The organism is Streptomyces sodiiphilus, assembly GCF_039529215.1.
Classification (GTDB): domain Bacteria; phylum Actinomycetota; class Actinomycetes; order Streptomycetales; family Streptomycetaceae; genus Streptomyces; species Streptomyces sodiiphilus.
Genome location: NZ_BAAAMJ010000010.1, coordinates 465,059 through 484,894, shown reverse-complemented (window position 1 = coordinate 484,894; position 19,836 = coordinate 465,059). Strand labels below are relative to the sequence as shown.

Below are 19,836 nucleotides of genomic sequence, written 5' to 3'. Positions count from 1 at the left end.
ACGACGTGCGAGACACTGGGGGGGTGACTTCGATCGTGATCATCGGTGGTGGACCTGGCGGCTACGAGGCGGCGCTGGTGGCGGCGCAGCTCGGGGCGGAAGTGACCGTCGTCGACTGCGACGGCCTCGGCGGGGCCTCGGTGCTCACCGACTGCGTACCGTCGAAGACGCTGATCGCCACGGCCGAGGTGATGACGACCTTCGACTCCTCGCACGACGAGCTGGGGATCGTGATAGAGGGCGAGGACCCGGCCGCCGCCGGGGCCGCCCCGGCCCGGGTGCTCGGGGTGGATCTCGGCAAGGTCAACCGGCGTGTCAAGCGGCTGGCCCTTGCCCAGTCGCACGACATCACCGCCTCGGTGACCCGCTCGGGTGTCCGGGTGCTGCGCGGCTGCGGGCGGCTGGACCCGCGCCGGGCGGAGGACGGCACCCGCAGCGTCACGGTCACCGACCGGGACGGCAACGCGCAGACCCTGGTGGCCGACGCCGTGCTGATCGCCACCGGCGGGCACCCGCGCGAGCTGCCGGACGCCGAGCCGGACGGCGAGCGCATCCTGAACTGGAAGCAGGTCTACGAACTCAAGGAGCTGCCCGAGGAGCTCATCGTGGTCGGCTCCGGTGTGACCGGCGCCGAGTTCGCGGGCGCCTACCAGGCCCTGGGCTCCCGCGTCACCCTGGTCTCCTCCCGGGACCGGGTGCTGCCGGGTGAGGACCCGGACGCCGCCGTGGTGCTGGAGGACGTCTTCCGGCGGCGCGGGATGAACGTCATGGGCCGCTCCCGGGCCGCCGCGGTCCGGCGGGTGGACGGCCCCGAGGGCCCCGGCAGCCGGGTTGAGGTCACCCTGGCCGACGGGCGCACCGTCCTGGGCACGCACTGCCTGATGGCGGTGGGGGCGGTGCCGAACACCGGGGGACTGGGGCTGGCCGAGGCCGGTGTGAAGCTGAAGGACTCCGGGCACGTGTGGACGGACCGGGTCTCGCGCACCACGGCCCCCGGCGTCTACGCCGCGGGCGACTGCACCGGTGTGCTGGCCCTGGCCTCGGTGGCGGCGATGCAGGGCCGGATCGCGATGTACCACTTCCTGGGGCACGCGGTCACCCCGCTGGACCTGAAGGCGGTCTCGGCGAACATCTTCACCGACCCGGAGATCGCCACCGTCGGGTACAACCAGTCCGACATCGACGAGGGCCGCATCGACGCCCGTGCGGTCAAGCTGCCGCTGGTGGGCAACGCGCGGGCCAAGATGCAGGGCATCCGGGACGGCTTCGTCAAGCTGTTCTGCCGGCCGGGCACCGGGATCGTGGTCGGCGGCGTGGTCGTCGCACCGCGCGCCAGTGAGCTGATTCATCCGATTTCGATCGCTGTGGACAACAATCTGACCGTCGAGCAGATCGCAAAAGCGTTCACGGTGTACCCGTCGCTGTCCGGTTCGATCGCCGAATCGGCTCGGCAGCTCCAGACCCGCAAGGCGGGCGAAGCGCTGTAAGCGCTGGTCGCAACGGGGCGCGCGCGCACGCGCCCCCTTCCTGTATCACGCCCCGGGCGTGCACACAGACAACTTCGGTAAATCGCCGCAACCTGCTGAAAGCAGACGGTCGTTGGCGTTACTGTCGGTTCCGTGTTCGCTGCAGAACGTCGCCAGATGATTCTCGAGATGGTGCGAGCCAACGGCGCGGTGTCGCTCCGTGAGCTCGCCCGCGTCGTCCAGACCTCCGAAGTGACCGTGCGGCGCGATGTCCGCGCCCTGGAGGCCGAGGGACTGCTGGACCGCAGGCACGGTGGCGCGGTCCTGCCCGGTGGCTTCGGCCAGGAGTCCGGGTTCCATCAGCGGTCGATGGCCGCTTCCGCGGAGAAGGCCGCCATCGCGGAGTGCGCGGCCGGTCTGGTGGGGGAGGGGGAGGCCGTCATCGTCGGGGCCGGTACCACGGCGCAGGAGCTGGCCCGGAGGCTGGCCAGGGTGCCCGGTCTGACCGTCGTCACCAATTCGCTGCTGGCCGCCCAGGCGCTGGCCCATGCCGGCCGCGTCGATGTGGTGATGACCGGTGGGACGCTGCGCGGCTCGGACTACGCCCTGGTCGGCAGCGGCGCCGAGCTGTCGCTGCAGGGGCTGCGGGTCGCCAGGGCGTTCCTGTCGGGAGCCGGGCTGACCGCCGAGCGGGGGCTGTCCACCTCGAACATGCTCTCGGCCAGCGCGGACCGGGCACTGGTGAAGGCGGCGGCGGAGGTCGTGGTGCTCGCCGACCACACCAAGCTCGGCTCCGACACCATGTTCCAGACCGTGCCGGCCGAGAAGATCACCCGGCTGGTCACCGACCAGCCCCCGGAGGGCAGTCCGGGCGCCGGGGAGCTGGAGGCGCTGGCCGACCGCGGCGTGCGGGTCTTGGTGGCCGGTTCCCGCGGCGAACAGCCGACCGCCGCGGCCCACCGGGAGGTGCCGGTGCCCGGGCAGCGCCCACCCGGTCCGCTCCCGCCCGGCCACGACGGCCGGCACGCGCACGCCGGCCAGCCGATGGGCCGGAGGCGCTGAGCCGGGGCGGCGCCGCACGCGGCCCGACGGAAGCCGGACCGCGTGCGGAAGCCGGTCAGTCCTTGATCTCGCAGATCACCGCACCGGCCGACAGCGAGCCGCCGACCTCGGCCTTGAGGTCCTTGACCGTGCCCGCGCGGTGGGCGTTGATGGGCTGTTCCATCTTCATGGCCTCGAGGACGATGACGAGGTCGCCCTCGGCGACTTCCTGGCCTTCTTCGACGGCGACCTTGACGATGGTGCCCTGCATGGGGGAGGCGAGGGCGTCGCCGCCTGCGGCGACGGCGGACTTCTTGCCGGCGCGGCGGCGGGCGGGCTTGGCGCCGCCGGCGACGGCGGCGCGGGCCAGCGGCATGCTGAGGGAGGCGGGCAGGGAGACTTCCAGGCGCTTGCCGCCGACCTCGACCACCACGGTCTCGCGGGTGTCGCTGTCGTCCTCGTCCGCGCCGGGGGCGGTGAAGGGGGTGATGGTATTGGTGAACTCGGTCTCGATCCAGCGGGTGTGGACGTCGAAGGGCTGCCCGTCCCTGCCGGTGACCTCGGGTGCGAAGGCGGGGTCGGTGACCACGGCGCGGTGGAAGGGGATGGCGGTGGCCATGCCCTCGACGCGGAACTCGTCCAGGGCGCGGGCGGCGCGTTCCAGTGCCTGGCGGCGGGTGGCGCCGGTGACGATGAGTTTGGCCAGCAGGGAGTCCCAGGCCGGGCCGATCACGGAGCCGGATTCCACGCCGGCGTCCAGGCGGACACCGGGGCCGCTGGGCGGGGTGAAGGTGGTGACCGTGCCGGGGGCGGGCAGGAAGTTGCGGCCGGGGTCCTCGCCGTTGATGCGGAACTCCAGGGAGTGGCCGCGCACCGGCGGGTCGTCGTAGCCCAGTTCCTCGCCGTCGGCGATGCGGAACATCTCGCGGACCAGGTCGATGCCGGTGACCTCTTCGGTCACCGGGTGTTCGACCTGGAGGCGGGTGTTGACCTCAAGGAAGGAGATGGTGCCGTCCTGGCCGACGAGGAACTCGCAGGTGCCGGCGCCCACGTAGCCGGCTTCCTTGAGGATGGCCTTGGAGGCGCGGTAGAGCTCGGCGTTCTGCTCGTCGGTCAGGAAGGGGGCGGGGGCTTCCTCGACGAGCTTCTGGTGGCGGCGCTGGAGGGAGCAGTCGCGGGTGGAGACGACCACGACGTTGCCGTGGGTGTCGGCCAGGCACTGGGTCTCCACGTGCCGGGGGCGGTCCAGGTAGCGCTCGACGAAGCACTCGCCGCGGCCGAAGGCGGCCACGGCCTCGCGGACGGCGGAGTCGTAGAGCTCGGGGACCTCTTCCAGGGTGCGGGCGACCTTCAGGCCGCGTCCGCCGCCGCCGAAGGCGGCCTTGATGGCGATGGGCAGGCCGTGTTCCTGGGCGAAGGCCACCACCTCGTCCGCTCCGGAGACCGGGTCCTTGGTGCCGGCGACCAGCGGGGCGCCGGCGCGCTGGGCGATGTGGCGGGCGGCGACCTTGTCGCCCAGCGAGCGGATCGCCGCGGGGGGCGGGCCGATCCAGATCAGCCCGGCGTCCAGTACCGCCTGGGCGAACTCGGCGTTCTCCGACAGGAAGCCGTAGCCGGGGTGGATCGCGTCCGCCCCGGAGTCCGCCGCGGCCTTGAGGACCTTCTGCATGTCCAGATAGCTGGCCGCCGGCGTGTCACCGCCCAGGGCGAAAGCCTCGTCAGCGGCCCGCACATGCAGAGCGTCCCGGTCCGGCTCGGCATAGACAGCAACACTGGCGATACCGGCATCCCGGCACGCCCGGGTGACGCGGACGGCGATTTCACCTCGGTTGGCGATGAGCACCTTGCGCACGATGGCTCCCTCCTTGGAACAAGGTGAGTTTAGGTACGGGCGGCCCTCCGCGCCGAGTCGCCCACAGGGGTGAGGTTTCCCACACGGACGGTGAACGGGGGGCCAAGCCGAGGCTCCACCCTTGCGGTTCCACGGTATCCGGCCGCTCGTGGCCCTCTGGAGGCCCGCCGTGTGGCGCAGATCTCCAGGCTCCGGAGGTGGCGGACGCCTCTGGTTCTTGTGGGAAGTCCACAATCCGCAGGTCGATAATTTTTCCTCTCGTGCTGCCGCCCCGGCGGGTTGTGCCCGACATCTTGCCGCGGGCGTTACCCGGCAGTAGCGTGCGCGGCGTGAACCGGGGCAGACGAAGCGTAGCCGCCATCGCGGCAGTCATGGTCATCGGCGAGGCACTGGCACTGGGCCTGCTGCACTGGGTCCTCGGGCTGCTCGTCGATTATCAGCAGATGTCCCTGGCGGGGCTTCCCAGCAGCACCATGAGCCTGTCGGCCTGGGCGGGAGGAGGGCTCGTCGCCGGATTCCTGCTGCTGTGCGCGGCGGTGCTGGCGCGCAGCGCGGTCCGCGACCGCCCGCCGGGCCGCTGGGCCCGGGTCGCCCTCACCGGTGCCGCCGTGCTGCACGCGGTGCTCGCCGCCCTCGCGGTCGGGCTGGCCGGCTGGGCCGTTTTCACGGTCCTCATCACGGTGTTCGCCCTGCTGATGCTGGTGTTGGCGGTGCACCCGCAGGCCCGCCCGGACAACGATGGGGCGGCTGACCCCGACGGTCCGCCCGCCGCCGCGGTCGCGCCGGGCCCCACGCCCGCGTGAAAGCCGGCTGCTCCGGCGCACGGCGGCCCCGGACCCGCCTGCGGGGCGCCGGCCGCCGGCCCGCCGGGCCGGGAGTGCGCCCGCTACGGACGGCGCGCACCGCCGCCCCTCACGCCCGCGGGCCCCTCACGCCCACAGGTCGGTGATGGGCACGTCCAGCCGGGCCAGCAGCCGGCGCAGCAGCGGCAGGGAGAGCCCGATGACGTTGCCGTGGTCGCCGCTGATCTCCTCGATGAACGGTGCCGACCGCCCGTCCAGCGTGAACGCCCCTGCCACGTGCAGCGGTTCGCCGGTGGCCACATAGGCGGCGATCTCCGCGTCACTGGGCTCGCCGAACCGGACCGTGGTGGAGGCGGTGGCAGAGACGCGCCGGCCGTCGGCCGTGTCGATCACACAGTGGCCGGTCTCCAGGACACCCGAACGGCCCCGCATCGCCTTCCAGCGCTCGATCGCCTCCCGCGCGCCGGCCGGCTTGCCCAGCGGCCTCCCGTCCAGCTCCAGTACCGAATCGCAGCCGACGACCAGCGCCCCCGCGGCCTCCGGGCGGCCCGCCACCGTGGTGGCCTTCGCCTCGGCCAGCAGCCGGGCCAGCTCGCCGGGGGTGGGCGCGGACAGCGCGTCCTCGTCGACGCCGCTGACCAGCACCTCCGGGGCGAACCCGGCCTGCCGCAGCAGCCCGAGCCGGGCCGGTGACCGAGAGGCGAGCACCAGCCGGCGCGTGGGCCCGGAGGGCACCGGTGACGACGCGGGCGGCCGGGCGGACGCGGGCGGGGGAGCGGAGGGGCCTGAGGCGGTCATGGCGGCCAGCGTAGCCGCCCGCCCGGGGCCCCTCCGCCCGGGCCGTCAGCGGGTCAGGTAGGCGTCGATCACGGTCTGGGAGGTGGTGTTGCCCTCCCGGTCGGTGACCTCCGCCCCGAAGGAGACCGAGCCGCCGGCCGCCGGGTTGCGGACCGTCACCGCGCCGTCGGTGACGGCGGCCTCCTCCCAGGTGGCGCCGCTGTCGTAGGACACCCGCACCGTGAGCGAACCGAGGCCGTCACCGGCCGCCGGGCCCTGGACCGTCAGCGGAACGCGCTGCTCCCGGCCCGCCGGGGCGGTGCTGTCCAGCGACAGCCCGGGCTCGAAGCGGACCACCGACAGCGGCAGCGCCACCGGCGTGCCCTCGGGCACGGACTGCGAGGCGAAGGCGAACGACACGCTCACCTCGGTGGACACCGAGGCCACAGAACTGCGGGAGAGCGTGGTGACCAGCTCGTACTCGGCCGGCTCCGGCGGCAGTTCGAACGCGGTTCCCTCCAGCGGGGTGTCGGCGCTCGCGTACTCCTCGCCGTCGCGGAGGAGCGTCGTGACGGCGCTGTCGTACACGCTGCCGCCCCGGTGGCCCTGCCCGTCCGCCAGCGTGTTGATCCTCCCCCGCAGCGTGTCGCCGTCGCGGAACAGGCCGTCACCCTCGCCCAGCAGGGGACCGAACACCCCGGTGTTGAACGTCCGGGTGCAGCTCTCGCCGGCCGCGAGCTCCTCGAAGTCCGACAGGTAGAACGCCTCGTCCTGCCAGTCGTCGTCCACCTGCCGCAGTTCCTGGGCCCAGCGGGTGCCCGCCGCGCGGACGTACACCTCCATGGTGACCGGAAGGGGCCGGGACCAGCCCGTGATGAACCGCGCCTCCTCCGGCACCGTGAACAGCACCCCCTCGCGGCCGGGTACGGACGCCCCGAGGCCGGTGGTGATCCGGGCCATCTCCGACGCCTCGGTGTGCAGCTCCAGACCGGTGTAGAAGCCGTCTGCCCGCACGTGCGCGGCGTGGTACTCGCTGTTGTCGGCGAGCCAGGTGGTGGTGGCGAAGGACGACGGCTCGGCCTCCGCCGGGGCCCGGCCGAGCTCCGCGGTCCCGAAGCCGTCCGGCAGGCCGCCGGCCAGGTACACCACGTCGTAGGCCCGTCCCCGGCTGTCCAGCCGGTGGAAGCCGACGGCCAGTGCCCCCTGACGGGCTTCCTCCGGCGCCTCCACGGTCATCCGGACCGGCTCGGCGTCCGCCGCGTCCACCCGGAGCACCGTGTCGCCGGTGACCTCCAGGTGCGGGTGCACCAGCCAGTCCAGGCCGGACAGCCCGTCCCCGTCCAGTACGAGGAAGGCGGTGTCCAGCAGGTAGGTGCCGGCGGGGACCCGGACACTGCCGGAGCCCCCGGGCCCGCCCGGCCCGTCATGAAGGGTCATGGAGTCCAGGTCGAGCAGCAGGCTGGACCACGGGCCGCCGGGCGAGCCGTCGCGGGCCGTGGCCTCCACCGTGATCTCGTGCATCTGCGGTTCCCGGTCCACGGCACCGGCGGTGCGCACCGAGTGCCCCCCGCCCTCGGCCGTGACCATCAGGCTGTACGCGCCGTACACCTCGCCGCCGGGCCCGGTGCCGGCGACGGCCTCGACGGTCGCGGTGCCGCCGGCCGGCACGGTGACCCTCTCGGCGCCCAGGGAGAACATCCCCTCCGGGGCCGGCCCGCCGTCCGGCCCGGTGCCTTCCACCGTCAGGTCCAGGGTGACGTCCGACTCGCCGAGGTTGCGGTAGGTCAGCTCCCGGGTCACGGGCCGGGCCTCCTCGTGCGGCCACTCGACCGTGCCGAAACTCAGCGACACCGGCTCGGCCACCACCGTCTGCCCGACGGCCCGCGCCACGTCGATGCGGCCGGCTCCCTGCTCGAAGGCGCCGTACTCCTCGCCGCCCACGGCCGAGCCCGTCAGCGCGGCCTTGATCCGCTCGCCGTCCCACCCGGGGTGTGCCTGGGCGAGCAGCGCGGCCGCCCCCGCGGCGTGCGGGGCGGCCATCGAGGTGCCGGAGGCCGCCGCGTAGCCGTCCGCCACGGGGTCCGCGTGCTCCTCCAGCGTGGAGCCGGGCGCGGCGGCCGCGCCGATGTCCACGCCGGGCGCGGTGACATCCGGCTTCACCGCCCCGTCCCGGCTGCGCGGGCCGACCGAGGAGAAGCCGGCCAGGGCGTCCTGCTTGTCGACGGCGCCGACGGTCAGGGCGGCGTCCGCGGTGCCCGGGGAGCTGATCGAGCCGGGCCGGGGCCCGGCGTTGCCCGCCGCCACCACGAACAGGGCGCCCGAGCGCTCCGCGAGGGTGTTCAGCGCCTCCTCCATCGGGTCGATCTCCCGCCCCGCCGGGGCGCCGAGGCTGAGGTTGATGATGTCGGCGCCCTGCTCGACGGCCCACTCCATGCCCTCGATGACGTCGGACTCGAAGCCGGAGCCGTGGTCGTCGAGCACCTTGCCGCTGAGCAGCCCGGCGCCGGGCGCCACGCCCCGGTAGGTGCCGCCGGAGCGGGCGCCGGTCCCGGCGATGGTGGAGGCGACGTGCGTGCCGTGGCCGTCGCGGTCCTCGGTGTCCTCGGCGGCGGAGAAGTTCTCGGCGGCGATCACCTTGCCGCCGGCCAGGTCCTCGTGCTTCTCGCTGACCCCGGTGTCCAGCACGGCGACGGTCACGCCCTCGCCGTCCCAGCCGCTCTCCCACAGGTCCGGGGCGCCGGTCTGCGGCACGCTGGCGTCCAGGCTCTTGGTGAGGACGGCGTCCAGCGAGACGCCGGCGATGCCGGGCGCGACCGCGAACGGCTGGTCACCGGCCGGCCCGGTGAGCGCCTCCCAGGCCGCCGCCGCGGTGTCGTCCGCCACCAGCAGTGCCTCGCCGTTGACCGACTCCAGGGCGGTCACCGGGCCGTCGCCGGCGCCCGCGCGCAGCTCCGCGCGGGTGGCGGGGGCATCGCCGCCGGCCTCCTCGTAGGTGACGATCAGCGGGGTGCCGCCGAGTTGGGCGTACTCCTCGCGGCTCAGCTCACCGATGTCGAACAGCCGCCGGTCCAGGGTGCCCGCCGCGACGAGCGGGGCGGCGTCGCGGGGCAGTACATGGGTGCCCTCGGCGCTGTGCTGGATGCGGACCGGTATGTTCTCGCGGCCCTCGGCGCGGATCACTCCGCGGGGTTCGCCCCGCTGGTCCACGAGCACCCGGTCCCCGGTGATGAGGGTGACCGAGCGGTCCGGCCGCACCGTGACGGATTCCGGGCCGCCGGGGCCGGGTCCGGCCGCCGAGCCGCCCGGGGCGAGGCCCAGGGCCAGTGTGACGGCGACGGCGGCGGCGCCGGCCGCCCGGAGCGTTGTCTTCCCTTGTCTGCGCACCGACTGCTCCCTGCGTGACGGATGACGGGTGGGCACCGCATGGCAAGGGGGGCGCTCCCGGCCCCTTCCACACCGGGAAATGCTACGGAGCGCATCGGGGGCGATCGTTGCTGTAACGGGTGGGCCCCGTAAGAAAGTTGTGCCCCATGGGAACAAGCCGGGGACGACGGGTCCCGGTCGTCACAACCGGAGGCGGGCGGCCCGGACGGAGGGCGTCACCGCAGCAGCAGCACCGCGGCGGCCACCATGGCCACGGCGATCAGCCGGCCGGCGCGGACCAGCCGCGCGCGCAGCGCCCGCGCCTCCTCGGACGGCTCGTCACGCAGATCGGACCACAGCATGGCCTCGATGCTGCCCGCCGCGGGCGGGCGGCGCCTGAGTACGGATACTCAGATCCGGGCCCCACGGGCCGAGGGCCCGCGGGCGCCGGGCCGGGCTCAGGCCGGCCAGAAGCTGGTGCGCCAGGCGCGCGGGCCGGGGGCCGGCACCCGCCGCGGGACCGTCCTGGCCGGGTCGTACCACTCCGGCAGCGGCGCGGGCTCGTCACCGCCGGCCGCCGCCGCGGCCGCGGCGGCCCGGGCCTGCACCACCGCGAGCGCGGCCGCCAGTTCCTCGGGGGTCGGGTTGCCCCGCACGACCTTGATCACCGCAAGAGACCTTTCCTCGCTCCTCGCGCCCGCCCGCCGCGGGTGCGCCGCGCGGGCGGGCCGGTGCCGCCGGGCCGCCCGCGGTCCCGCCTACAGCGGGATGTTGCCGTGCTTCTTCGGGGGCAGCTGCTCCCGCTTGGAGGCCAGGGTGCGCAGGCCCCGGACGATGTGCCGGCGGGTCTCGGAGGGCATGATCACCGCGTCCACGTAGCCACGCTCGGCGGCGACGTAGGGGTTCAGCAGCGTCTCCTCGTACTCGGCGGTGAGCCGGGCCCGCAGTGCCTCGCGCTCCTCGGTGTCCTCCACCGCCGCCAGGGTGCGCCGGTACAGGATGTTCACCGCGCCCTGCGCGCCCATGACCGCGACCTGGGCGGTCGGCCACGCCAGGTTGAGGTCGGCGCCCAGGTGCTTGGAGCCCATCACGTCGTAGGCCCCGCCGAACGCCTTGCGGGTGATCACGGTGATCAGCGGCACGGTGGCCTCGGCGTAGGCGTAGATCAGCTTGGCGCCGCGCCGGATGATGCCGTTGTACTCCTGGTCGGTGCCGGGCAGGAAGCCGGGGACGTCCACGAAGGTCAGCACCGGGATGTTGAACGCGTCGCAGGTCCGCACGAACCGCGACGCCTTCTCCGAGGCGTCGATGTCCAGGCAGCCGGCGAACTGCAGCGGCTGGTTGGCGACCACGCCCACCGGGCGGCCCTCCACCCGCCCGAAGCCGGTGACGATGTTCGGAGCGAACAGCGCCTGCGTCTCCAGGAACTCGCCGTCGTCCACGACGTGCTCGATCACCCGGTGCATGTCGTAGGGCTGGTTCGCGGAGTCCGGGATCAGGACGTCCAGCTCCCGGTCGGTGTCCGAGGTCTCCAGGTCGGCCTCCTCCGGGAACACCGGAGCCTCCGAGAGGTTGTTCGAGGGAAGGTAGGACAGCAGCGCCTTGACGTACTCGATGGCGTCCTTCTCGTCGCCCGCCATGTGGTGGGCGACCCCGGAGGTGCTGTTGTGCGTGCGGGCCCCGCCGAGCTCCTCGAAGCCGACGTCCTCACCGGTCACCGTCTTGATGACGTCCGGACCGGTGATGAACATGTGCGAGGTCTGGTCCACCATCACGGTGAAGTCGGTGATCGCCGGGGAGTACACGGCGCCGCCCGCGCACGGGCCCAGGATCAGCGAGATCTGCGGGATCACCCCGGAGGCGTGCACGTTCCGGCGGAAGATCTCCGCGAACAGCCCCAGCGCCGCGACACCCTCCTGGATGCGCGCGCCGCCGCCGTCGTTGATGCCCACCACCGGGCAGCCGGTCTTCAGCGCGAAGTCCATGACCTTGACGATCTTCTCGCCGTAGACCTCGCCGAGCGAGCCGCCGAAGATGGTGAAGTCCTGGGAGTACACGCACACCGGGCGGCCGTCGACCGTGCCGTAGCCGGTGACGACGCCGTCCCCGTAGGGGCGGTTCTTCTCGATGCCGAAGTTCGTCGACCGGTGCCGGGCGAACTCGTCCAGTTCGGTGAAGGACCCCTCGTCCAGGAGGAGCTCGATGCGTTCGCGGGCGGTCAGCTTGCCCTTGGCATGCTGCTTCTCCACCGCGCGTGCCGAGCCCGCGTGCGTCGCCTCCTCGGTGCGCCGCCGCAGGTCGGCGATCTTGCCCGCGGTGGTCTGAAGGTCGGGCCTGTTCTCCTGCTCGGGCACGGGACGCGGCTCCTACTCGTCATCGGCTGGCTACCGATCCGTAGGTTATCGGCGCCGGGGCGTTCCCACGATGCGGCGTTGGACACACTTAGGCTGGCCCCATGAGCTCCCGCCACGACCCTCCGGGCGCCGGCCGCTGGTCCGACCTCGGCCGGCCACCGCTGAACGCCGCCGCCCTGCGCGGCGCCCTCGTCCGGCCGGGCGGGCTGTGGACCCGCCTGGAGGTGACCGAAGTCACCGGCTCCACCAACGCGGACCTGGCCGCGCGCGCCGCCTCCGGGGAGGCCGCCGCGGGCACCGTGCTGATCGCCGAGGAGCAGACGGCGGGCCGCGGCCGGCTCGACCGGCGGTGGCAGGCCCCGCCCCGCTCCGGGCTGTTCCTGTCCGTGCTGCTGACCCCCGATGTGCCGGCCGCCCGCTGGGGCTGGCTGCCGCTGCTGGCCGGGGTGGCGACCGCCGCCGCGGTGTCCCGTGCGGCCGGGGTGGACATCTCGCTGAAATGGCCCAACGACCTGCTGGTGGAGGTGGCGGGGGAGGAGCGGAAGCTCGGCGGCATCCTCTCCGAGGCCACCCGCACCCCCGACGGCACGCCCGCGGCGGTGCTCGGCATCGGGCTGAACGTCTCGCTGCGCGCCGAGGAACTGCCGGTTCCCACCGCCGGCTCGCTGTACCTGGCCGGGGCGCCCGGGCTGGACCGGGACCCGCTGCTGCGCGCCGTGCTGCGCTCCCTGGCCGACTGGTACCGGCGCTGGACGGAGGCCGCCGGGGACGCCGTGGACGGCGGACTCCAGCTCGCCTACACCGCCGGAAGCGCCACCCTCGGGCGCCGGGTGCGGGCCGAACTCCCGGGCGGCCGGCAGCTGCTGGGCGAGGCGGTGGCGGTGGACGGCGACGGCCGGCTGGTCATCGCCGGGGCGGAGGGCGTCCAGCAGCCGGTGGACGCGGCCGACATCGTGCATCTGCGGGCCGGAACCGGCCCCGCCGGGGAGGCGTGACCTGCGGCACACCTGCCGTAGGGTTGGGCCGTGACAACGCGCGAGTGGCGCGTGGGAACGGAACGGCAGGGAAGTGCGCGGCGGAGGGATCATCCCCCTGAGGGCGGGCAGCGAGCGTGGCTGAATCGGACAATGTGGACGGCGGTGGCGAGCCGGCGTCCGAGGAGGGCGAGGACCCGATCGCGCTGCGGATCGAGCAGTTGATCATCGGGGCCGAGCGTCAGTACACGCCCTTCCAGGCGGCCCGCGCCGCCGGGGTGCCGATGGAGCTGGCCTCCCGCTTCTGGCGGGCCATGGGGTTCCCCGACATCGGCCAGGCCAAGGCCCTCACCGAGATGGACGTGCTGGCGCTGCGCCGGCTGGCGGGCCTGGTGGAGGCCGGACTGCTCAGCGAGGCGATGGCCGTGCAGGTGGCCCGGTCCACCGGGCAGACCACCGCCCGGCTGGCCGACTGGCAGATCGACTCCTTCCTCGAAGGGCTGACCGACCCGCCCGAGCCCGGCATGACCCAGACCGAGGTCGCCTACCCGCTGGTCGAGCTGCTGCTGCCGGAGCTCCAGGAGTTCCTGGTGTACGTCTGGCGGCGTCAGCTCGCCGCGGCGAGCGGCCGGGTCGTGCAGGCGCAGGACGACGAGGAGATGGTGGACCGCCGGCTGTCCGTCGGCTTCGCCGACCTGGTGGGCTTCACCCGGCTCACCCGGCGGCTGGAGGAGGAGGAGCTGGGCGAGCTGGTGGAGGCGTTCGAGACGACCGCCGCCGACCAGGTCGCCGCGCACGGCGGCCGGCTGATCAAGACGCTCGGGGACGAGGTGCTGTTCGCGGCGGACGACGCGGGCACCGCCGCCGACATCGGCCTGCGGCTGGTGGAGACGCTGCGGGACGACCCGATGATGCCGGAGCTGCGGGTCGGCATCGCTTTCGGCACCGTCACCACCCGGATGGGTGATGTCTTCGGGAACACGGTGAACCTGGCGAGCCGGCTGACCTCGATAGCGCCGAAGGACATGGTGCTGGTGGACACCGCGATGCGCGAGGAGCTGACCGAGGCGGGCGAGGCGCCCGCCTCCGAGAAGGCGGCGGACGCCCGCGCGGCGGGCCCGGCCGGCTACCGCTTCGCGCTCCAGCCGATGCACCGCCGCCCGGTGCGGGGCATGGGCGTCATCGAGCCATGGCTGCTGACCCGCCGGAGCTGACCGCTTCTTCCCGGTTCTCCTCCCCTTTCTTCACGGTGGCCGCCCCCGGCCGGCGCCCGCCCGGCCGGCGTCGCCTACCCTGCCGGTGAGCGATCGTTAACCGAGCGGCGGCCTGGAGGGTGTCCATGGAGGAGCAGCGGTACGAGGAGTGGGTGGCGGTCAGGACCGACCGCGAGCGGCACCTGGCCGAGCTGGTGCTGGACCGGCCGCAGGCCATGAACGCGGTGTCCACCCGGATGGCCCGCGGCATCGCGCGGGCCTGCGAGGCGCTGGCGGCGGACGGCGACGTGCGGGCCGTGGTGCTCAGCTCGACCCACGAGCGGGCCTTCTGCGTCGGCGCGGACCTGAAGGAGCGCAACTCCTTCACCGATGCCGACCTGAGCCGCCAGCGCCCGCACGCCCGGGCCGCCTACGGTGGCGTGCTCGCCCTGCCGATGCCCACCATCGCCGCCGTGCACGGCTTCGCGCTCGGCGGCGGCTTCGAGCTGGCCCTGTCCTGCGACCTGATCGTGGCCGACCCGACGGCCGTGGTCGCGCTGCCCGAGGTGTCGGTGGGGGTGATCCCCGGCGGCGGCGGCACCCAGCTCCTGCCCCGCCGGGTGGGTGCCGCCCGGGCGGCCGAGCTGATCTTCACCGCCCGCCGGGTCGCCGCCGAGGAGGCCCGCGAGCTGGGGCTGGTGGACCAACTGGTGGCCGAGGGCGAGGACCGGGCCGAGGCGCTGGCGCTGGCCGCCCGGATCGCCGCCCATTCGCCGGTCGGCCTGCGGGCCGCCAAGCGGGCCCTGCGCACCGGCTGGGGCATGGACCTGGCCGCCGGGATGGAGGTCGAGGACGCCGCCTGGCGGACCGTCGCCTTCTCCGGCGACCGGGCCGAGGGCGTGGCCGCCTTCAACGAGAAGCGCGCCCCCAGGTGGCCCGGTGAGTGATCACGCGCGGTAACGGCCCGGGGAGTAGCCGGGAGAGCCCGAACCGGGGACACGCCCATACTCTGGGGCGTATGGGTGAGGACACTCGGCTGTGCGCCGTCGTCGAGGTGGCGCACGGCATGGCCGCGGCGCAGGGGCTGCGGGAGCTGGCGGACGCCGCCGCGTCCGGCGCGCGCCGCGCCATGGACGGCTCCTTCGCCGCGCTGTCGGTCTGGGAGCGGGAGCGCGGCAGGCTGAGGGTGCTGGCCAACTGCGGTGAGCTGGCCGCCGGCGAGGAGCCGCACCCGGTGGACGAGTCCTACCCGGTGCACGACTATCCCGAGGTGACGGGCCTCCTCGGCGGGGCGGCGCCCCGCGGCGGCGCCCCGCGGGCCTGGGTGGAGACCGCCTGCCCGGACCCGGCGGACGGGGGGATCTCTCCCGCCCGCCGCGCGTCCCTGCGGCGGCGCGGCCGGGGCTGCTGCGTGGTGGCGCCCGTCGTGCTGGACGGCCGGGTCTGGGGGGAGCTGTATGTGGCGCGCGCGCCCGGGGCCCCGGTCTTCGGCCCCCGGGACGCCGACTTCGCGGGCGTGCTGGCGGCGGTCGTCGCGGCCGGGATAGTGCAGCACGAACGGCTGGAGGAGGTCCGCCGGCTCGCCTTCACCGACCCGCTGACGGGGCTGGCCAACCGGCGGGCCGTCGACGCCCGGCTGGACGAGGCGCTGGCCGAGCACCGCGCCACCGGGGCCGTCCTCAGCCTGGTGGTGTGCGATGTCAACGGCCTCAAACGGGTCAACGACACCCTCGGCCACGGCACCGGTGACCGGCTGCTGGAGCGCTTCGGGTCGGTCCTGGCCATGTGCGGTGCCAAACTGCCCGGCGCGCTGGCCGCCCGGCTCGGCGGCGACGAGTTCTGCCTGCTGGTGGTCGGCGCCGAGGCCGCCGACGTGGTGCGGGTGGCCGAGGAGGTGTGCGAGCGGGCCGCGCGGCTCGAACCGGGCGACGGCGTGGCCTGCGGGGTGGCCTCCACCGGCGAGGACATAGGCCCTCTGCACTCCGCCCGGCGGCTGTTCCGGCTCGCCGATGCCGCCCAGTACCGGGCCAAGGACCTGCGCTCGGCGGTACCGGTGGTGGCAGGCCGGTACGGCCCCGAGGACCAGGTCGTGCGGCTCGCCGACACCCCCGCGAGCACCGCCGACCGCCGCGCGCTGCGCGGCCGTGAATGAGAGCCCCGGCACCGGGCACACCACGGAGCACCTCACCGCGCGGCCCGCGCGATGACAGGAATCGATTCACTGTCTAAGGTCCTGCATATGACTATGCACAACGTGGTGGTGGGAACCTCCGGGACCTCGCTGGACGACGTCGTCGCCGTCGCCCGCGGCGGCGCCCGGGTCGAACTGGGCGAGGACGCGCTGGCTGCCCTCGCCGCCTCCCGGCGCGTCATCGACGACCTGGCCGCCCGCACCGACCCGGTCTACGGCGTCTCCACCGGCTTCGGCGCACTGGCCGTGCGGCACATCGACCCCGGGCTGCGCGGCCGCCTCCAGCGCAACATCGTCCGCTCGCACGCCGCCGGCATGGGCCCGCGGGTCGAACGCGAGGTCGTCCGCGCGCTGATGTTCCTGCGGCTGAAGACCCTCGCCTCCGGGCACACCGGGGTCCGCCCGCTGGTCGCCCGCACCCTCGCCGACGTCCTCAACGCCGGCATCACCCCCGTCGTGCACGAGTACGGCTCGCTCGGCTGTTCCGGCGACCTCGCCCCGCTGTCGCACTGCGCACTCACCCTCATGGGCGAAGGAGAGGCCGAGGGCCCCGACGGCACCGTCCGCCCCGCCGCCGAGCTGCTCGCCGCCCACGGCATCGAACCCCTCGAACTGGCCGAGAAGGAAGGGCTCGCCCTCCTCAACGGCACCGACGGGATGCTCGGCATGCTCGCCATGGCCTGCGCCGACCTCGGCAGGCTGTTCACCTCCGCCGACGTCACCGCAGCCCTCACCCTGGAGGCGCTGCTGGGCACCGACCGGGTACTGGCGCCCGAACTGCACGCCATCCGCCCCCACCCCGGCCAGGCCGCCAGCGCCCGCAACATGCGCGCGGTCCTGGCCGGCTCCGGGCTCACCGGCCACCACCAGGACGACGCCCCCCGCGTCCAGGACGCCTACTCGGTGCGCTGCGCACCCCAGGTCGCCGGCGCCGGCCGCGACACCCTCGCCCACGCCCGCACTGTCGCCGGACGCGAACTGGCCGCCGCGGTCGACAACCCCGTCGTCCTGCTGCCGGGTGACACCGGCCCCGGACGGGTGGAGTCCAACGGCAACTTCCACGGCGCTCCCGTGGCCTACGTGCTGGACTTCCTCGCCATCACCGCCGCCGACCTGGCCTCGATCACCGAGCGCCGCACCGACCGCCTGCTGGACAAGAACCGGTCGCACGGCCTGCCGCCGTTCCTGGCCGACGACCCCGGCGTGGACTCCGGGCTGATGATCGCCCAGTACACCCAGGCCGCGCTGGTCTCCGAACTCAAGCGGCTCGCCGTCCCCGCCTCCGCCGACTCCATTCCGTCGTCCGCCATGCAGGAGGACCACGTCTCGATGGGCTGGTCCGCGGCGCGCAAGCTGCGCACCGCCGTCGACGGGCTCACCCGCGTGGTCGCCGTCGAGCTCTGCGCGGCCACCCGGGCACTGGAGCTGAGGGACGGCCTGCGCGCCCAGGGGTACGTGCCCGGCGCCGCCGCGGAGGCGGTCATCGCCGCGCTGCGGGCATCCGGGGTGCGCGGAGCCGGCCCGGACCACTACCTGGCTCCGGACCTCCTGCTCGCCGAGGAGTTCGTGCGCTCCGGGGCGCTGGTGCGGGCGGCCGAGGCCGCCACCGGCCCGCTCGAATGACACCCGCCCCCGTGCGGGTGCCGCCCCGGGCGGGCGGCGCGGCGACCGGAGCCGCGATCAGTCCGCCGCCGGCGCCCCCGCCGGTCTGATGTCCTCCGAGGACGGCTGCTGCTCCCCTTGGGAGGGCGCCGGACGCTCGTTGTCGGCGTAGGCGGAGGGCATGAGCCACACGGCGCACAGCACCCCACCGGCGGCGACACCGGTGAGGAGCGGACGACGGTTGGTCGCGCGGCGATGTTCGGGCACGGGGGGGCTCCCGGGGTGTTGCTGCGTATCGGCGGCGTGGAGAGCGATGTTACGGCCCGGCGCGGGTCGCGGGGAAGTCCGGGACGCCAGGACGCCTACTCTCCGTTCCATGACAGACATCGGATCAGGCCCGCTCCGGCTGCGTGTCGAGATGCTGCTCGACGTCACCGACGCCGCGGGGATCACCGGGGCGGCCCGGGAGCGCATCGAGGCCGACGACCTCATGCCCGCCGAGCAGCGCCGCCGCGCGGCCGATGCCGTCCGCGACGACGCCGCGGAGGCCCTCGCCTTCCTCGTCGACCCGGCCACCCTGGTCAGCCGGATCCCCGGGGTGGAACTCGCGCAGGCCACCTGGAGCAGCGAGCACGCCCTCGGCCTCGACGACGTCGAGAGCGACCTCCTGGACGGCCTCGACGAACTCGACGGCCTGTGGGACGAGGACCCCGCCAGGGACGAGGACAACGGCGGCCCGCACGGCCGTCGGTGAGCCGGCCGCCCCGCCCGGCCCGCCGCGGCCGGGCCGCGTTACTCATCCCACATTCGGCCGTATTGCCCGCCGTCCGCGGGGCCGTTTGCGTTACCTTCCGTATATCTGGACGTATTGCCCGGATCCCCGGACGGATGGAGCGGTCAACTGATGAGGGACGGCAAGCGCCGCGCGCGGCACGCGGCACGGCCCGCGACGGTACTGCTGCTCGGAGGGGTGCTGGCGCTCACTGCCTGCGGCACCGCCGGTGACGACACCCCGCCGTCGGGCGGCGGCACCGAAGCACGGGAGGCGGCCGCCCCGGCCTCCGCCGCCCGCATCACCATCACCCCCGACGACGACGCCGACAACGTCGGCCTCAACGACGGTGTCCAGGTCTCCGTCGCCGACGGCACTCTGGACGCGGTCCGGCTGACCGCCGTCGACAGCGGCGACACCGTCGCCGGCAGTCTGTCCGCCGACCGCACCCGCTGGCAGCCCGACGACAGGCTGGAGCGCGCCACCGGCTACCGGCTCGCCGTCCGCGCGGTGGACGCCGAGGGCCGCACCGCGTACGAGAACGTCACCTTCCGCACCGTCTCCCCGGACAACAGCTTCATCGGCCACTTCACCCCCGAGGACGGCTCCACCGTCGGCGTCGGAATGCCCGTCTCGCTGAACTTCGACAAGGAGATCACCGAGAAGGCCGCCGTCGAGGCAGCCGTCGAGATCAACACCAGCAGCGGCCAGGAGGTCACCGGCCACTGGTTCTCCGGAACCCGCCTCGACTTCCGCCCCCAGGAGTACTGGGCCGCCGGCACGGAGGTCACCGTCGACCTCGACTTCGACGGCCTTCAGGGCGCACCCGGCGTCACCGGAATCCAGGACCGCACCTTCTCCTTCACCGTCGGCCGCTCCCAGGTCAGCACCGTGGACGCGCGGACCAAGCAGATGACCGTGGTCCGCGACGGACAGGTCCTGCGCACCCTGCCGATATCGGCGGGCAGCGACGAGAACCCCACGTACAACGGGCAGATGGTGATATCCGAGAAGCACCGCGAGACCCGCATGAACGGCGCCACCGTCGGATTCACCGACGACGACGGCGAGGGCGAGTACGACATCAAGGACGTCCCGCACGCCATGCGGCTGTCCAGCTCGGGCACCTTCATCCACGGCAACTACTGGAGCGGCCCGGAGACCTTCGGCGCCGTCAACGCCAGCCACGGCTGCATCGGCCTGGCCGACGTCCAGGGCGCCTGGGACGAGACCCAGGACGGCGCCTGGTTCTACGACAACTCCCTCCTCGGCGACGTCGTCACGGTCATCAACTCCCCGGACCGCGAAATGGCCCCGGACAACGGCCTCAACGGCTGGAACATGCCCTGGCACCAGTGGATCGCCGGCAGCGCACTCACCACCCCCTGAGCAGGCAACCCGCCGCCCCCGGGCGGGAGTTCGGAGCCGCCGGGCTGCCGTAGAATCCC

General features: G+C 74.0%; 17 protein-coding genes. 10 read left to right on the top strand and 7 right to left on the bottom strand.

Annotated features, from left to right (window positions below):
- The first annotated feature begins 23 nt into the window (after positions 1–23).
- Complete coding sequence (locus tag ABD299_RS07375) at positions 24–1,487, top strand: NAD(P)H-quinone dehydrogenase (protein ID WP_344259708.1); 1,464 nt, start codon at positions 24–26, stop codon at positions 1,485–1,487.
- Between the two features lie 168 nt (positions 1,488–1,655).
- Positions 1,656–2,528 carry a DeoR/GlpR family DNA-binding transcription regulator gene (locus ABD299_RS07370; RefSeq protein WP_425581277.1) on the top strand — a complete coding sequence of 291 codons (873 nt, stop codon included), beginning with the start codon at positions 1,656–1,658 and terminating at the stop codon, positions 2,526–2,528.
- A gap of 55 nt (positions 2,529–2,583) precedes the next feature.
- Here ABD299_RS07370 and ABD299_RS07365 read toward each other — a convergent pair whose 3' ends face one another.
- The gene (locus ABD299_RS07365; RefSeq protein WP_344259707.1) at positions 2,584–4,359 is read right to left on the bottom strand and encodes an acetyl/propionyl/methylcrotonyl-CoA carboxylase subunit alpha; all 1,776 of its coding nucleotides are present in this window, start codon (positions 4,357–4,359) and stop codon (positions 2,584–2,586) included.
- Between the two features lie 329 nt (positions 4,360–4,688).
- On the opposite strand from ABD299_RS07365, the gene ABD299_RS07360 reads away from it, so the two are divergent.
- Positions 4,689–5,162 carry a hypothetical protein gene (locus ABD299_RS07360; protein WP_344259706.1) on the top strand — a complete coding sequence of 158 codons (474 nt, stop codon included), beginning with the start codon at positions 4,689–4,691 and terminating at the stop codon, positions 5,160–5,162.
- A gap of 126 nt (positions 5,163–5,288) precedes the next feature.
- On the opposite strand, the gene ABD299_RS07355 is transcribed toward ABD299_RS07360, so the two are convergent.
- The 5 genes from ABD299_RS07355 to ABD299_RS07335 form a co-directional block, all read right to left on the bottom strand.
- Positions 5,289–5,960: a Maf family protein gene (locus tag ABD299_RS07355; RefSeq protein WP_344259705.1), complete on the bottom strand. Its 672-nt coding sequence runs from the start codon at positions 5,958–5,960 to the stop codon at positions 5,289–5,291.
- Between the two features lie 45 nt (positions 5,961–6,005).
- Positions 6,006–9,323, bottom strand: coding sequence for a S8 family serine peptidase (locus ABD299_RS07350; RefSeq protein ID WP_344259704.1), 3,318 nt, complete (start codon positions 9,321–9,323; stop codon positions 6,006–6,008).
- Positions 9,324–9,538: 215 nt separating this feature from the next.
- The gene (mmpB, locus tag ABD299_RS07345) at positions 9,539–9,664 is read right to left on the bottom strand and encodes a morphogenic membrane protein MmpB (protein WP_344259703.1); all 126 of its coding nucleotides are present in this window, start codon (positions 9,662–9,664) and stop codon (positions 9,539–9,541) included.
- Positions 9,665–9,760: 96 nt separating this feature from the next.
- On the bottom strand, positions 9,761–9,970 hold the full coding sequence (locus tag ABD299_RS07340; RefSeq protein WP_344259702.1) for an acyl-CoA carboxylase epsilon subunit: 210 nt from the start codon (positions 9,968–9,970) through the stop codon (positions 9,761–9,763).
- A gap of 90 nt (positions 9,971–10,060) precedes the next feature.
- The gene (locus tag ABD299_RS07335) at positions 10,061–11,656 is read right to left on the bottom strand and encodes an acyl-CoA carboxylase subunit beta (protein WP_344259701.1); all 1,596 of its coding nucleotides are present in this window, start codon (positions 11,654–11,656) and stop codon (positions 10,061–10,063) included.
- Positions 11,657–11,757: 101 nt separating this feature from the next.
- Between ABD299_RS07335 and ABD299_RS07330 the strand changes: the two genes are divergently transcribed.
- From ABD299_RS07330 to hutH, 5 genes are all read left to right on the top strand, one after another.
- Entirely contained in the window at positions 11,758–12,651 is an 894-nt protein-coding gene (locus tag ABD299_RS07330) for a biotin--[acetyl-CoA-carboxylase] ligase (protein WP_344259700.1), read from the top strand.
- 116 nt (positions 12,652–12,767) lie between these two features.
- Entirely contained in the window at positions 12,768–13,844 is a 1,077-nt protein-coding gene (locus ABD299_RS07325; protein ID WP_344259699.1) for an adenylate/guanylate cyclase domain-containing protein, read from the top strand.
- 125 nt (positions 13,845–13,969) lie between these two features.
- Entirely contained in the window at positions 13,970–14,770 is an 801-nt protein-coding gene (locus tag ABD299_RS07320; RefSeq protein ID WP_344259698.1) for an enoyl-CoA hydratase/isomerase family protein, read from the top strand.
- Between the two features lie 71 nt (positions 14,771–14,841).
- On the top strand, positions 14,842–15,975 hold the full coding sequence (locus ABD299_RS07315) for a GGDEF domain-containing protein (protein ID WP_344259697.1): 1,134 nt from the start codon (positions 14,842–14,844) through the stop codon (positions 15,973–15,975).
- 87 nt (positions 15,976–16,062) lie between these two features.
- Entirely contained in the window at positions 16,063–17,637 is a 1,575-nt protein-coding gene (gene hutH, locus ABD299_RS07310; protein WP_344259696.1) for a histidine ammonia-lyase, read from the top strand.
- A 57-nt stretch (positions 17,638–17,694) separates the two neighbouring features.
- Here the strand turns inward: hutH and ABD299_RS07305 are convergent, their stop codons facing one another.
- Positions 17,695–17,883 (bottom strand): hypothetical protein, encoded by a 189-nt coding sequence (locus ABD299_RS07305; RefSeq protein WP_344259695.1) that lies wholly within the window; start codon positions 17,881–17,883, stop codon positions 17,695–17,697.
- 109 nt (positions 17,884–17,992) lie between these two features.
- Between ABD299_RS07305 and ABD299_RS07300 the strand changes: the two genes are divergently transcribed.
- Together ABD299_RS07300 and ABD299_RS07295 are read left to right on the top strand one after the other, a co-directional pair.
- Positions 17,993–18,370, top strand: coding sequence for a hypothetical protein (locus ABD299_RS07300; RefSeq protein ID WP_344259694.1), 378 nt, complete (start codon positions 17,993–17,995; stop codon positions 18,368–18,370).
- Positions 18,371–18,520: 150 nt separating this feature from the next.
- Positions 18,521–19,777, top strand: coding sequence for a L,D-transpeptidase (locus ABD299_RS07295; protein ID WP_344259693.1), 1,257 nt, complete (start codon positions 18,521–18,523; stop codon positions 19,775–19,777).
- The last annotated feature ends 59 nt before the right edge of the window (positions 19,778–19,836 follow it).

Excerpts from the sequence above, each read along its gene's own strand:
- mmpB (WP_344259703.1), bottom strand. The coding sequence starts at position 9,664 with ATGCTGTGGTCCGATCTGCGTGACGAGCCGTCCGAGGAGGCGCGGGCG.
- ABD299_RS07300 (WP_344259694.1), top strand. The coding sequence starts at position 17,993 with ATGACAGACATCGGATCAGGCCCGCTCCGGCTGCGTGTCGAGATGCTG.
- ABD299_RS07315 (WP_344259697.1), top strand. The coding sequence starts at position 14,842 with ATGGGTGAGGACACTCGGCTGTGCGCCGTCGTCGAGGTGGCGCACGGC.
- ABD299_RS07295 (WP_344259693.1), top strand. The coding sequence starts at position 18,521 with ATGAGGGACGGCAAGCGCCGCGCGCGGCACGCGGCACGGCCCGCGACG.
- ABD299_RS07370 (WP_425581277.1), top strand. The coding sequence starts at position 1,656 with ATGGTGCGAGCCAACGGCGCGGTGTCGCTCCGTGAGCTCGCCCGCGTC.
- ABD299_RS07320 (WP_344259698.1), top strand. The coding sequence starts at position 13,970 with ATGGAGGAGCAGCGGTACGAGGAGTGGGTGGCGGTCAGGACCGACCGC.
- ABD299_RS07355 (WP_344259705.1), bottom strand. The coding sequence starts at position 5,960 with ATGACCGCCTCAGGCCCCTCCGCTCCCCCGCCCGCGTCCGCCCGGCCG.
- ABD299_RS07330 (WP_344259700.1), top strand. The coding sequence starts at position 11,758 with ATGAGCTCCCGCCACGACCCTCCGGGCGCCGGCCGCTGGTCCGACCTC.
- hutH (WP_344259696.1), top strand. The coding sequence starts at position 16,063 with ATGACTATGCACAACGTGGTGGTGGGAACCTCCGGGACCTCGCTGGAC.